This is a genomic window from Nocardioides pacificus (assembly GCF_054775955.1).
On the sequence record NZ_BAAHCI010000004.1, the window covers coordinates 18,755 to 31,692 of the forward strand.

Genomic DNA, 12,938 nt, shown 5'->3' on the forward strand with positions numbered 1-12,938 from the left:
CGGGTGACCGGGACCTGGTACTTCCTCTTGATGCTGTTCCTCCTCGCCGGCGTGTGGTGGCTGGAGAAGAACCGGCGGCGGCTTGCCCGTCGTGCCCGGGCCAAGGGGGACGAGTGGGGCAAGGGCATCGCGGAGAGGGCCAAGGCCAACAACCTCCCCGCCGCGCTGGATGCTCTGGGCCGTTCTGTGGTGCTGAGAGCCGACCACGGGTCCGCGCTGGCGTTGGTCGATGGGGTCGTGGACAGCAGGCGGACCTACCAGCGCAGGGGCCCCGGGGTGTGGCTCGTGGACTTCGCGCGATCGGACGACCTGGTCGTCGAGGCCGTGCCGGGATCCGGAGGCACCGAGGTGGTGCTCACGTCGATCCGTGAGTCGTCCGGAGCCCCGGGGAGCCCGATGTGGACCCAGTTCCTGGACCGTGTCGTGAAGGCTGCGGGCAAGCAGGACATCCCCAGCGAGGAGCGTGCAGGCGCCGTCTACGAGCGCCGAGCGGTCGCGGGGGAGGACGAGCAGACCTGGTTCCGCGCCTGAGCGGATGGCCGCCGCAGCGCCACCAGCAGCACGAGGCCCGCGACGAGGCCCCAGAATGCCGAGCCGATGCCGGCCACGGTGACTCCCGAGGCCGCAACGACCAGGGCGACGGCTGCCGGCTCGCGCGTCCCCTCGGCCGCGAAGGCCTGGGCCGAGGCTCCGGCGAGGGTCCCGAGCAGGGCCAGGCCCGCGATGGTCTCGACGAGCCCGTGGGGGGCCGCCTCCGCGACGCTCGTCACCAGAGCTGACAGGGGCCCGAGGGCCAGGTAGGAGCAGCCACACGCGACCCCGGCCACCCACCGCCGCTCGCGGTCCGGGTGGGCGTCCGGCCCCGCTGCCAGTGCGGCGGAGATGGCAGCCAGGTTGATCGCGTGGCCACCGGCCACCGCGCCGACCGCGCTGGCGGCGCCGGTGTAGAGCAGCGGCTCGCGCATGCGGGGGCGATAGCCGAAGGACGCGAGCACCGCCATCCCCGGGATGTTCTGGCTCGTCATCGTGACGATGAAGAGCGGTACGGCGAGCGCCAGGAGGGCGCCCGCGTCCCACGCCGGCGTGACGACGACCAGGATCGGAACCGCCGCGGCAGTGTCCACCGCGGTGAAGGACCCGTCGAGGAGCATCACCGCCACGGCTGCGAGCAGAGCCCCGGGCACGGCCCACCGCCGGGCGACCACCGTGAGCAGCAGCCAGGTGGCGATGACGGGCGTGATCGCCAGCGGGTCCTCGACGACGGCGCGCACCGGCGCGGCGCACAGCGAGAGCAGCACGCCCGCCAGCATGGCGTTGGCCAGGGGCAGGGGTATCGCGGCCACGAGCCGACCGAGCAGGGGGATCAGACCGCACGCCGCGAGCAGCACCCCGCAGAGCAGGAAGGCGCTCACGGCGGCGCCGAAGCCACCGTGGGGGAGGGCGGCCCCGGTGAGCAGCGCCGCGCCGGGGGTCGACCAGGCCATGGTGATCGGCATCCGCAGCCGCCAGGAGAAGAGGATGCAGCCCGCTCCCATCGTGAGACAGAGCACGAGCAGGCCCGAGGCCGCCTGCTCGGTCGTGGCACCCACGGCCCGCAGGCCGGTGAGGACCACCGCGAAGGAGCTGGTGAAGCCGACGAGCGCGCACACGACGCCCGCGAGCACCGCATGACCGGTGCCGGGGCCGGCGACGCTGGAGGTAGGGGTGCGAGGCACCCGCAGGACTCTAGGGCCTGGCAGAGGGCCACCCATCCGTGCGCCGCTGTCTCCGCTCGGTTCGTCGGGAGGCCGTTCGCCGTTCAACGTGCGCCGCCAGGCTGCGGGCGCGGCCGCACACTCGGGTGCGGCCCGGCTCGATGACCCGGAGGTTCCATGTCGACACGCTCCTCGTCCACACCCGCTCGCGCCGGCCTTGCCGCGCTCGCCCTCACGGCCGTCGCCGGCACCATCGGCTTCGTCGTCACCCACCCGTCCGTGCCAGCGGAGGCCCGACCGGACCCTGGGTGGGACCGCAGTGCCTACCGCGGCCAGGTGGAGGTCGTCCCCGCCCGCCGTGCCACCGACCGCGACGTGATCCGCGGCCGCGTCTTCGTCGACCAGGACCGCGACAGCCGCCTCGACCGGCGTGACCGGGGGCTGCGCAAGGTGCTGGTCTCCAACGGCAAGGACGTCGTCACCACCGACTCCCAAGGCCGCTACGCCCTTCCGGTGCGCGACAACATGACCGTGTTCGTCACACAGCCGGCCGGCTACCAGGTGCCGGTCGACGAGCACAACATCGCGCAGTTCGCCTACCACCACCTGCCTCAGGGATCTCCGGAGCTGAAGTACGGCGGGATCGCGCCGACCGGGCCGGTGCCGGAGGCGGTGAACTTCCCCCTGGTGCGGAGCCGGGGCACGGCCGCCGCCGTGCAGGACTGTGTGATTGCCGGAGACCTGCAGCCCTACGACAAGGAGGAGGTCGGCTACGCCCGCCGAGGGGCGATCGCCGACCTGGCCGCCCGCCGCGACTACGCGAGCTGCGGTGCGCTGTTCATCGGCGACGTGGTGGGCGACGACCTGTCGCTCTACGCCGACGTCAAGGAGCTCACCCGCGAGCTCAACGGCCCGGTGCGCTTCCTGCCGGGCAACCACGACCTCGACTACGACTCCCCGACGGCCGAGCACTCCTTCGACACCTTCCGCGCGCAACTCGCTCCGACGTACTTCTCCTACGACGTGGGGCGCACCCATGTCGTGGCGCTCAATACCGTGCGCTACCCGTGCACCCCCGAGGTGGACAACACCGACGGCGAGCGGCCCAACTGCGACAACCCGGGGAGCAAGCCCTCCTACAACGGCCGTCTCGACGACGACCAGCTCGCCTGGCTGGCCGAGGACCTCGCCCGGGTCCCCGAGGACAAGCTGGTCGTGGTGGCCAGCCACATCCCGCTGCTGACCTTCGCCGACGAGGCCAGCGCGCGCCACCAGGTCGACCAGCTGCTCGACGTCTACGCGCTCCTCGAGGGCCGCGAGGCGGTGGCAGTCGCGGGGCACACCCACACGGTCGAGAACATGAAGACCGGAGACCTCTTCAAGGGCTGGCGTGACCTCTTCGGCATCGACGGGCTGCCCTTCCCGCACATCGTGGCGGGAGCCATCTCGGGGGACTGGTACTCCGGCGCGGTGACGGACAAGGGCTACCCGGTCGCGGTCGGCCGCGACGGGGCGCGGCCGGGCATCCTCACCCTGAACATCGAGGGCAGCTCCTTCCGGGAGCGCTTCACGCTGACCGGCGAGAGCGACGACGTGCAGATGCAGCTCGGGGTCAACTCTCCGACCTACCGGGAGTGGTACGTCGCGCGCCGGGCGTGGAACAAGACGAAGGCCGGCGCCGCTCCGGAGCTGACCGAGCCGCTGGTCGTGGACCGCGAGGACCTGGCGGGTGGGACCTGGCTGACGACGAACTTCTGGATGGGCGCCACCGGTTCCACGGTGGAGGTGAGTCTCGACGGGGCGCCGGCCGTGCCCGCCGTACGCACGCAGCGGGCCCGGGGGGAGGGACAGCTGATCGGTCCTGAGTGGTCCGACCCGGTGGCCGTGGCCCAGCAGCTCGTGCACGGCGGCAGCGTGGCGGACCGGATGATGCACCTCTGGCGCACGGAGCTGCCCGCCGACCTCGAGCCGGGCCGCCACGAAGCGCTGGTCAGGGCCACCGACTCCCACGGACGGACCTTCACCGAGAGCCTCAAGTTCGAGGTTCGCTGAGCCGCGGGCAACCGAATCGTCGTCCCGCACGTCTAGACAAGGCAGAAGGCACAGTGAGGCAGGGCCATGAGGCCCTCCAGGCGACGGGGGACGACATGCGGGTGGGCTATGCGGTCGGGTTGGTGGGGCTGCTGGGGGCGCTGGCCCTGTGGCTGATGGGCGACGCCTTCCAGGCGGTCACTCTCACCGGGGAGATGCGCGAGGCCCCGCTGACTCGACCGGGTCCCGGCTGGCTGGCCGCCACCCTGGCGGGAGCAGCCGCACTGCTGGGAGCGGTCGCGACGGTGATCCAGTCCCGTCGCGACCGGTCCCGCTGATCAGTCGTCGTCCTCGTCCTCGTCGTCGTCCAGGAGCCCTTCGGCCTCCGCCTCGGCCACCAGTCGGCGCACGTTCTCCAGCGACCCGCAGCCGGCATCGATGAGCCGGTTGCGCTCGGCACAGAAGTCCAGACCGAGCTTCGCGCGGACCCGGGGGGAGACCTCGTCGCGCGCCGGGTTGAGGATCGTCAGCTCCTCCTCGGCGAGGTGGTGGCTCACGGCGGCGGTCAGCTCCTCCACGGCGTCGTCGAAGGCCTGCGTGTCGGTGCCCTTCAGCTCCAGCACAGCCAGCAGCGCCTCGTTGCCCTCCGCGTGCTCCTCCTCCCCGTGCTCCGCCTCGTCGTCGGAGATGGCTCTCTTGCGCTCGAGGGCGGGGTAGACGAACCGCTCCTCGGCCAGGGCATGGGCGACGTGCAACGCGGAGAAGGCGCGTCGCACCGCATCCCGGTCCGAGCTGCTGTCGCGCAGCTGTCGGAGCAGGGTCTCGAAGCGGCGGTGGTCGTCGAGGATGACGTCGATGACGTCACCCTGCGTGGGGCGGCCGAGGTCGATGCTGGTGGTCATGGGCTGAGCCTAGCCACGGGAGCGCGAGGGCCGGCGCTCAGCGCACGCACAGGGTGATCAGGCACAGTGGCGACGTGCCGCCATTCCTCGACCAGATCGCTGTGGACAGGGTCTCCGGCGACCTGCTGCTTCCCGCCCTGGTTGCAGGGCTGTTGGTCGTGGTCCCGAGCGCGTGGCGGCTGACCAGGCACGTCGTGACGATCGCTCATGAGGGCGCCCACGGGGTGGCGGCCGTGCTCAGCGGCCGCCAGCTCGCGGGCATCCGCCTGCACTCCGACACCTCCGGCCTCACCCTGTCCCGTGGACGCCCAACGGGGCCCGGGATGATGGTGACCGCCGGCGCCGGCTATCCCGGACCGGCACTGCTGGGTGTGGTGGCCGCGGCGCTGTCGAGCCAGGCCGGCCCGGTCGTGGCTCTGTGGACGGCGCTGGTCCTGCTGGCGCTGCTGCTCCTCCAGATCCGCAACTTCCACGGCCTCTACGTCGTGGCCCTGGCCGGCGCCACGGTCTTCGCGGTCACCTGGTGGGGGAGCGAGGAGGTGCAGCTCTTCGTCGCGCGGGCCGGGGCATGGTTCCTGCTGATCGCGGCGCCGCGCGCCGTCATCGAGCTCCAGCGCACACGGGCACAGGGGAGAGGTCGCGACTCCGACGCGGACGTGCTCGCTCGGCTCACCCGTGTCCCGGGACTGGTCTGGGTCGGCGTCTTCCTGCTGGTGACACTCGCCTGCCTGGTGGGCGGGGGAGCGCTGCTCCTCGACCTCGCGTGAGGCCGGCTCAGCCGACCCGCTCGAGTAACTCCAGGACCCGGTCCAGCAGCAGCCGAGCCGCGGCTGCGTCGTACGACGGGAGGCTGGTGTCGGCGAACAGGTGCTGGTCGCCGGGGTAGAGGTGCAGCGTCACCTCGGGGTGCACGGCGGTCAGCGTGCGGGCGGCCTCGAGGTCGCCACCGTCGACGAACCAGGGGTCGGTGTCCATGCCATGGATCTGCCCGGGCAGTCCCGCAGGCCAGGAGCCGAACTCGGTGGCCGGGAAGCACGCGTCGAACAGCAGGGCGCCGCGCGCCCCGGGTCGGGTCTGGGCGAGCTCCTGTGCCGGCAGGACACCGAGCGAGAATCCGGCATACACGATGGAGTCAGGCAGCGACTCGGCTGCTGCGCGCGCCCGTTCCGAGATCGTGGCGAACCCGGTCTCGCGTGCGTGGCCGACGCCCGCGTCGAGGTCGTCGAAGACCCGCCCGTCGTACAGGTCGGGCACGTGGACCGTGTGGCCGGCTGCCCGGAGGCTGTCGGCGAAGGCGTGCACCCCGGGTGTGAGGCCGAGAGCGTGGTGGAAGAGCAGAACCTCTGACATGGCTTCCTCTCGCGTCGAGTGGATTTCGCACAATCTCTGAGACCCTCACAAATCTATCGAGCGGAGGGCTGTCCTCATCCCTCGCGGGCCCCCGCGCCCCAGAAGAGCGGTCCGGACGCCGACACCGTCACGGCCCAACCAAGGGCGGCCAAGCGTCCCGCACGGTAGTGGGCGATCTGCTCGTTCAACAGCGGTTGCGGACCGCGGGCTCCGTAACCAGGACACCGGATTGTGCACTCGTGAATCTTCGAGAGCTTGGGGGAGTCAGTCGCCCCAGAGCCGCCTGAACAGGGGCGTTGCTCGTCTCGCGCCGACGTGCGAACGTCGGCCGCATGCTGAGGCTTGGAGCGGTCGTGACGAAGGTGTCGGACGTCGTGGGAGCCAGCACGTTCGGTCCGAAGCCCTCGGATACGGGAGGGATCCAGACAATCCTGCCTTCCTGGTGCCTCAGGACGGACCGGCGACCCGGCTGCACCTGGACGGCGACGACAGGACACACCTGGACCTCTGGGTCGACGATGAGGCCGAGCAGGCCGCCGAGGTGAGCCGTCTCATCACGCTGGGTGCTCAGCGCGTCGACTGGGACTACCCGGACGACGCCGACTTCGTCGTGCTTGCCGATCCTGACGGCAACCTGTTCTGCGTCGTCGACCTGAGCCACTAGGCAGTTCGCCTTTGTTTACCAGCGTTGGCACTGCCGGGGAGTGGTCGAGATCCACTACCTGACATAATGTCAGTTATCGGCGATATTGCGAGACACGCCAAGAGGGGCCGTCGGGTCAGCTTCCTTGGGCCGAGCTCCACAGCTGCCACACGGTCGTCCGCACCGACCGCGGCTGCTCGAGAACGACGCGTGTTGCGTGGGCGACGTCCTCGGGACGTAGGAAGTCGTCCATCTCGGGCGAGCCTTCGACGCGCCCGGCTCCCAGGGCGAACTCGGTCGATGTGCCGGCGGGACAGATCAGCGTGACGCGCACACCCTCGCCACGAACCTCCTTGTCGAGGCCTCCGGCCAGCCCGACCTGCGCGAACTTGGTGCCCGCGTAGACCGCCTCGTTGGCATCGCTGCGGAAGCCGGCCACCGAGGCGATGATGACGATGTCTCCCCCGTCACCCTGGGCCCGGAACTGACGCATGGCTGCTCGGACGGTCCAAACCGTCGCCAGGTAGTTCGTCTCGACCATCTCGCGGATCTGGGTGTCGTCCAGATCGAGGATGCCGCCGTAGGCGCCGATGCCGGCGTTCGCCACGACCGTGTCGAGTCGCCCCCATCGGTCGACGGCAGCGGCGATCAGCTCGGCGCTGTGCTCCGGGGTCCGGACGTCTCCGGGCACTGAGCAGGCCTGCTCAGCACCGAGTTCGCCGACGATCGCGTCCAGGCGCTCCCTGCGACGAGCGCCCAACGCTACGTTGCCCCCGGCGTCCACCAGGGTCCGGGCGATCGCGGCGCCGATGCCGGCGCTGGCGCCGGTGACTGCGGTGGTCGTGCCGTGGATGGAGCGCGTGACGGGGCGGGACATCGGTGCCTCCTAGGGCGGAATGGGTCCTCCGAATCAAGGTAGACCTCCCCCAAGCGGCGGTGCGTGCTGCCCCTAGGCGCCGAGGTCGACGTCGAGCTTGTAGATCACTGAGACGAAGTGGAGCTCGAGCTGGCTGGGTGGTGGGTCTGCGGACACCGGCACCGGGATCGGTGGGGCCTGGGAGACATGGGTGTGTCCGGTGGGGGTTGTGACCTCCACGGTGTGGCGTCGATGTCGGCCGCTGGTGGTGCGGTGACGCCAGCCGGGTGACTCCTTGGCGTAGTTGCACGCCGCACACAGCCCCTGACCCTGCTCCAACGTGGTGGTCCCGCCCTGGTGGCGTGGGGTGACGTGGTCGGCGTGCCGCACGGGTGCGTCGCAGTAGGGCGTGCGGCAGGTCTCCCCGTCGCGTGCGAACAGCATCCGCCGCAACCGACCGGTGAACAGCTGCGTGGTGGAGTCCATCGCGACCAGCGCGTTGTCGGCCGGGTTCGCGAACAGCCGCCGGATCGCGACCCGCGCCTCGGGGTCCTCCAACAGATCGGCCAGCACATTGGCGGGGATCGGGCCGTAGCCCACCAGGTGGGCCGGGGTCTGCCGGTCGACACCGAGCAGCATCTCGGCGTTCATCACCAACTGGATCTCGATGCGCTGCGCCCCCAGGGTCGCCGACTGGGTCAACCGGGCCACGAGTTCGTCGGCCATCAGCTGGGCATGGGTGCGTGGATCGTCGTGGGCGCGCAGGAAGTCCGCCCGCTCGGTCAGGGTCCGCATGATCGGCACCGCCTCCCACGCCGGCACCTCCGCGCAGATCCGGACCATCCCGTGGGCCAGGGTCCGGCTGGTGACCCGCCGACGTGCCCTGGCCTTCGCGACCCGGCCCGCGGCTCCCTCGGGGTCGAGGTCGTAGACCATCCGCCGCACCGCACCCATCACCTCGCGGTTGCCCATCCCGCCCAGCAACGGCCCCAAGGTCGCGTCTACACAGGCGCGGTCCTCGCTGGAGAGGTCGGCGCTCTCGCGGACCATCACCATCGCCCGCTGCTCACTGATCTCCCCGGCCGTCAACGCCGCCAGCGTCGCGGGCATGTCCTTGACCAACGCCACCGCGAGACCCACATGCTGGCGGGCCGCGTGCGGCGACTCGCGGCGTGCGAGCGCGACCTCGTGGGCCACTCCCCGCCCGCACCGCTCACTCGGGACACCACGCTCGGCGTCGCCCACCAGCCGCCTCGCGTGCAGCTGCGCGGTCAACCGCGCCTTCGCCGCAGCCGCGGCACCCGTGAGGCGCTCCAACCCCGCCAGCTCATCGATCAACGCCCCATCGGAGAGGTCCTCGCCATCGATCCCGGCCAACATCTCGACCCACACCGCGCCCAGATCCACGCCCGGATCAACACCCGCCTCGACCGGCACGCCCGAACCGGCAACGCCGGCAGTGTCGCCACCGGAGCCCGTGTCGAGGTCGTAGCCGATGAGTTCAAACATACGAGCGATTGTAGTCAACGCCGAACCACTGTGGAACCCCTCGTGCGGGATCTGTGGATGACATCAAGACGCCCTCCTGCCGCTGGCCTGCACCGCCGATTCGGCACCACTCCAGCAGAGACCGCCGACACCGCGGCCTCAGCCGCCGACTTCCTCCTGGATGGTCAACAGCATGGTGCCCTCCGGGTCCTGGAGATAGGCGATCTGTTCGCCCCAGGGTGTGTTCTGCGGCGCCGTGACGACCCGCCCTCCCGCCTCCCCTGCGGCTGCCGCGGCGCCGTCCAGATTGGGGACATAGAGGCACAGGTCCACCGCGTGGCCGGTGGCCGGCAGTGGCACCTCGCCGTACATCGCCTCGCCGGTGCCGACACCCAGGGCGATCTTCCCGAAGCCCAGGTCCAGGGTGACGTAGACCTGCTCGCCGTCCTGGAGGAACTCATAGCTCTGTCGAGCCCCGAAGACGTGCTCGTAGAAGGCCTTGGTCCTGCCGAGGTCGTGACAGTTGATGATGGGGAAGATCTCGCCGCCTGTCATGCCATCGACGCTACGTTCGAGACTCCTGTGGGGGCAACAGATCCGTCAGTCGACCCGCGACGGCGTGGGGCGCGGCCAGGCTCGCCCCTCGCGACGCTCGATGTCCGCGTTGAAGCGCTGCAGCAGCTCCGCCAGCCGGCTCACGTCGTCCTCCGGCCACTCCTCGAGCACGCTCTGCAGCCCACGCACGTTGAGGCCTCGCTCCCCCGCGAGACGCTGCGCTCCCTGCTTGGTCACCCGGAACTTGCGAGCCAGTCCGCCCTCCGGGTCGGCGATCCTCTCGACCAGTCCGGCCCGCATCATCGCCGCCGTCTGACGGTTGAGCGTCGAGGCGTCCAGGCCGAAGGCGGCGCTCAGCTCACCGATCGACATCGGACCTTGTACCTGCAGGCGGCTCATCAGCGTGTAGGCGCTCCGGTCGAGGTGACTCTCCCCGTCGCCGTGTCGTCGCGCAGGGGCGAGGTGGCGCCCGAGCACCATCGTCTCGAACTCGATCTCCTCGAAGCGTTCGGTCACGTCCACGGACGGAAGTGTAACGCGCACAGCATGTGCATGCTGCACATCATGTGTAGAATGCATCCTCGTGTCCTCTACCTCTCCTGTCTCCGCACCCCCGGGCGACGCCCCGAAGACCCACTCGAACGCTATCGTCGTCGTGCTCGCCATCGCCGGCATCACCGCCGCGATCATGCAGACGCTCGTCGTACCCCTGATCGGGGACCTGCCCGTCCTGCTGGACACCAGCGCGTCCAACGCCTCCTGGGTGATCACCGCAACGCTGCTCGCGGCCGCCGTCGCCACCCCGGTCAGCGGCCGGCTCGGCGACCTCTACGGCAAGCGCCGGATCATGCTGATCTGCTCCGGCTCCCTCGTGCTCGGATCTGTCGTGTGCGCCCTGTCCTCCTCGGTCATCCCGATGATCGCCGGTCGCGGACTCCAGGGGATCGGCATGGGCCTGGTCCCCCTCGGCATCAGCGCGATGCGCGACCTGCTCCCCGCGGAGAGGCTCGGCACGTCCATCGCCCTGATGAGCGCCTCGATGGGGATCGGCGGGGCGCTGGGACTCCCGGTCGCCGCCGCCGTCGCCGAGCACACCAGCTGGCGCGTGCTGTTCTGGGGCGCGACCGTCCTGGCGCTGATCGTCGCGCTCGCCATCTTCCGGTTCGTCCCGGCCACCCCGATTACCGCGTTCGGTCGCTTCGACCCGGTCGGGGCCCTCGGTCTCGGCATCGGGCTGGTCTGCCTGCTGCTCGGCGTCTCGAAGGGTGCGGACTGGGGGTGGAGCAGCGCCACCACGCTCTGTCTGCTCGTCTCCGCGGTGGTCGTGCTGGTCGCCTGGGGCTGGTTCGAGCTGCGCACCAGCGACCCGCTGGTGGACCTGCGGGTCACCGCCCGGCCGGTCGTCCTGCTCACGAACGCCGCATCGCTGGTGATCGGGTTCGCGATGTATGCCCAGTCGCTGATCCTCCCCCAGCTGCTGCAGATCCCCGAGGAGACCGGCTACGGCCTCGGCCAGAGCATGCTGGAGATGGGTCTGTGGATGATGCCCGGCGGCTTCGCGATGATGCTGATCTCCCCGCTGGGCGCCAAGCTCTCGCACGTGCGCGGGCCGCGCGTGACGCTGGCCCTCGGCTCCTTCATCGTGGCTGTCGGCTATGTGCTCGCGGTGCTGCTGATGGGCTCGACGTGGGGCATCCTCGTGTCGGTCTGCGTCTCCAGCGGCGGCGTCGGCATGGCGTACGGCGCGATGCCGGCCCTGATCATGGGCTCGGTCCCGCTCTCGGAGACCGGCTCGGCCAACAGCTTCAACACCCTGATGCGCTCGGTCGGTACGTCGATCTCGGCCGCCGTGGTGGGCGTGGTGCTCGCGCAGATGACCACCGACTTCGGTGGCTACAGCCTGCCCAGCGAGAACGGCTTCAAGACCGGCCTGCTCATCGGTGCGGGCGTCGCGGCGCTGGCCGGGATGATCGCCCTGCTGATCCCCTCGCGGGCCAGTCAGCAGGCGGAGTACCGCATCGAGCACGCGGAATCTCCGGAGGAGCCGGCCCACGCTCGCTGATGGATCGCGGAGGTGCTGCCGTTTGATATACCTGTCGAAGGTATAACAAACGATCGGGGAAGCCATGGCACAGCCCAATCCCTACACCCCCGGCCAGGTGCCTCGCATCCTCGCGGGGCGCCAGGCCGAGCGGGAGATGATCCGCGACCGGCTGGGGCGCGTGGCGACGTTCGCGGAGTTCGGCGGCTCGCTGCTCGCCTTCCATGCGCCGCGCGGTCTCGGGAAGACGTCGCTGCTCCGAGCCGCTCAGCGCGATGCCGACACGGCGGGCTTCGTCAGTGTCTGGGTCGCGGCCGCCCATCGTGGCTCGGTCCTCGCCGAGCTGGTCCGAGCCACCGAGCGCAGCGTCTCGCGGCACGACGCCCTGTCCGGGGCCGCCGCCACGCGCTGGCGCGCCAAGCTCGACAAGATCCAGCTCGAGGTCGGACTCCCCGGGGCCAAGGTCAGCGCGGAGCTCTCCCCCGACCGGGCGCCCGCCGCGCCCTCGGCGCCGATCGGCGCCCTCGAGGACCTCCTGCACGACACCGCGACCTTGGTGCGCAAGAGCGGCGGCGCTGGTCTGCTGGTCTTCGTGGACGAGATCCACGCAGCGAGCCAGGGCGACCTGGCCGTGCTGCTCAACGCCCTGCAGAACCTCGACGGCGAGCGTCATGCCAATCCTCTCGCCGTCTTCGCGGCTGGTCTGCCCTCCACTCCGGAGGCGTTGACCCGCGCCGCCACCTTCGGGGAGCGCACCGCCTTCGTGCCGCTGCACCGGCTGGACGCGGTCGACTCGGCAGCAGCCATCGTCGAGCCGGCCCGGGCGCTGGACGTGAGCTGGACCGACGACGCGATCCGCCAGGTCGTCGCCGACACGGCCGGTTATCCCTACTTCCTGCAGCTCCTGGGCTCGGCGACCTGGGACGCCGTCCGGCCGGGTGCCGGGGCGACCATCGGGATGGCGGACGTGCGCACCGGCTATCCGGGGGCGGCCGAGCAGCTGCGCTCCCTCTACCGGGCCCGGTGGAAGGCGGCCTCCCCCGCCGAGCAGGACTTCATGGCGGCCATGGCGACGGCAGGAGTCGACGCAGTTCCCCGCGCCCAGATCGCGACGGCTCTCGGCAAGGAGTCACGAGCGCTGAGCACCCCGCGCGACCGCCTCATCGAGAAGGGCATCATCGAGCCGGCAGGGCACGGTCTGGTCCGCTTCACGCTGCCCGGCTTCGGCGTCTATGTCGCGGCGGAGACGTCCAGCGCGCCGGCCCTGGAGAGCACGGCCCTGGCTCGGGCCGTCTTCCCGGAGCTCGGGCCGGGCGGTCGTCCTCCCGGGACCTGACGACCGGCGACGACGGTCCCGACAGGGTCGTTTGTTCTGCTC

At 70.8% G+C, this 12,938-nt stretch carries 14 protein-coding genes; 7 read left to right on the plus strand and 7 right to left on the minus strand.

From position 1 onward, the window contains the following. Nucleotides 1–3 precede the first annotated feature (3 nt). A complete protein-coding gene (locus ACYU7L_RS01220) occupies nucleotides 4–531 on the plus strand; it encodes a hypothetical protein (RefSeq protein WP_460793363.1) in 528 nt (175 codons plus the stop codon). Here the strand turns inward: ACYU7L_RS01220 and ACYU7L_RS01225 are convergent. Then, nucleotides 477–1,715 carry a benzoate/H(+) symporter BenE family transporter gene (locus ACYU7L_RS01225; RefSeq protein ID WP_460793364.1) on the minus strand — a complete coding sequence of 413 codons (1,239 nt, stop codon included), beginning with the start codon at nucleotides 1,713–1,715 and terminating at the stop codon, nucleotides 477–479. The genes ACYU7L_RS01220 and ACYU7L_RS01225 overlap by 55 nt on opposite strands. 156 nt (nucleotides 1,716–1,871) lie before the next feature. Here ACYU7L_RS01225 and ACYU7L_RS01230 point away from each other — a divergent pair, with 156 nt between their 5' ends. Next, nucleotides 1,872–3,746, plus strand: a complete 1,875-nt coding sequence (locus ACYU7L_RS01230; RefSeq protein WP_460793365.1) for a calcineurin-like phosphoesterase C-terminal domain-containing protein — start codon at nucleotides 1,872–1,874, stop codon at nucleotides 3,744–3,746. 53 nt (nucleotides 3,747–3,799) lie between these two features. Beyond that, complete coding sequence (locus tag ACYU7L_RS01235; protein ID WP_460793366.1) at nucleotides 3,800–4,063, plus strand: hypothetical protein; 264 nt, start codon at nucleotides 3,800–3,802, stop codon at nucleotides 4,061–4,063. On the opposite strand, the gene ACYU7L_RS01240 is transcribed toward ACYU7L_RS01235, so the two are convergent. Continuing rightward, nucleotides 4,064–4,627 (minus strand): hemerythrin domain-containing protein, encoded by a 564-nt coding sequence (locus ACYU7L_RS01240; RefSeq protein ID WP_460793367.1) that lies wholly within the window; start codon nucleotides 4,625–4,627, stop codon nucleotides 4,064–4,066. Between the two features lie 74 nt (nucleotides 4,628–4,701). Between ACYU7L_RS01240 and ACYU7L_RS01245 the strand changes: the two genes are divergently transcribed. After that, nucleotides 4,702–5,394 carry a M50 family metallopeptidase gene (locus tag ACYU7L_RS01245; RefSeq protein WP_460793368.1) on the plus strand — a complete coding sequence of 231 codons (693 nt, stop codon included), beginning with the start codon at nucleotides 4,702–4,704 and terminating at the stop codon, nucleotides 5,392–5,394. Between the two features lie 7 nt (nucleotides 5,395–5,401). Here ACYU7L_RS01245 and ACYU7L_RS01250 read toward each other — a convergent pair whose 3' ends face one another. Then, nucleotides 5,402–5,977 (minus strand): dienelactone hydrolase family protein, encoded by a 576-nt coding sequence (locus ACYU7L_RS01250; protein WP_460793369.1) that lies wholly within the window; start codon nucleotides 5,975–5,977, stop codon nucleotides 5,402–5,404. A gap of 442 nt (nucleotides 5,978–6,419) precedes the next feature. Between ACYU7L_RS01250 and ACYU7L_RS01255 the strand changes: the two genes are divergently transcribed. Continuing rightward, nucleotides 6,420–6,641, plus strand: coding sequence for a VOC family protein (locus tag ACYU7L_RS01255; protein WP_460793370.1), 222 nt, complete (start codon nucleotides 6,420–6,422; stop codon nucleotides 6,639–6,641). 115 nt (nucleotides 6,642–6,756) lie between these two features. Here the strand turns inward: ACYU7L_RS01255 and ACYU7L_RS01260 are convergent, their stop codons facing one another. The 4 genes from ACYU7L_RS01260 to ACYU7L_RS01275 form a co-directional block, all read right to left on the minus strand. Beyond that, nucleotides 6,757–7,497 carry an SDR family oxidoreductase gene (locus ACYU7L_RS01260; protein WP_460793371.1) on the minus strand — a complete coding sequence of 247 codons (741 nt, stop codon included), beginning with the start codon at nucleotides 7,495–7,497 and terminating at the stop codon, nucleotides 6,757–6,759. Nucleotides 7,498–7,569: 72 nt separating this feature from the next. Continuing rightward, complete coding sequence (locus ACYU7L_RS01265) at nucleotides 7,570–8,985, minus strand: HNH endonuclease (protein WP_460793372.1); 1,416 nt, start codon at nucleotides 8,983–8,985, stop codon at nucleotides 7,570–7,572. A gap of 138 nt (nucleotides 8,986–9,123) precedes the next feature. Further along, nucleotides 9,124–9,519, minus strand: coding sequence for a VOC family protein (locus tag ACYU7L_RS01270; RefSeq protein ID WP_460793373.1), 396 nt, complete (start codon nucleotides 9,517–9,519; stop codon nucleotides 9,124–9,126). 45 nt (nucleotides 9,520–9,564) lie between these two features. Further along, entirely contained in the window at nucleotides 9,565–10,041 is a 477-nt protein-coding gene (locus ACYU7L_RS01275) for a MarR family winged helix-turn-helix transcriptional regulator (protein WP_460793374.1), read from the minus strand. A 61-nt stretch (nucleotides 10,042–10,102) separates the two neighbouring features. Between ACYU7L_RS01275 and ACYU7L_RS01280 the strand changes: the two genes are divergently transcribed. Together ACYU7L_RS01280 and ACYU7L_RS01285 are read left to right on the plus strand one after the other, a co-directional pair. Next, nucleotides 10,103–11,581: an MFS transporter gene (locus tag ACYU7L_RS01280; RefSeq protein WP_460793375.1), complete on the plus strand. Its 1,479-nt coding sequence runs from the start codon at nucleotides 10,103–10,105 to the stop codon at nucleotides 11,579–11,581. A gap of 64 nt (nucleotides 11,582–11,645) precedes the next feature. After that, the gene (locus tag ACYU7L_RS01285) at nucleotides 11,646–12,896 is read left to right on the plus strand and encodes an ATP-binding protein (protein ID WP_460793376.1); all 1,251 of its coding nucleotides are present in this window, start codon (nucleotides 11,646–11,648) and stop codon (nucleotides 12,894–12,896) included. Nucleotides 12,897–12,938: the final 42 nt, after the last annotated feature.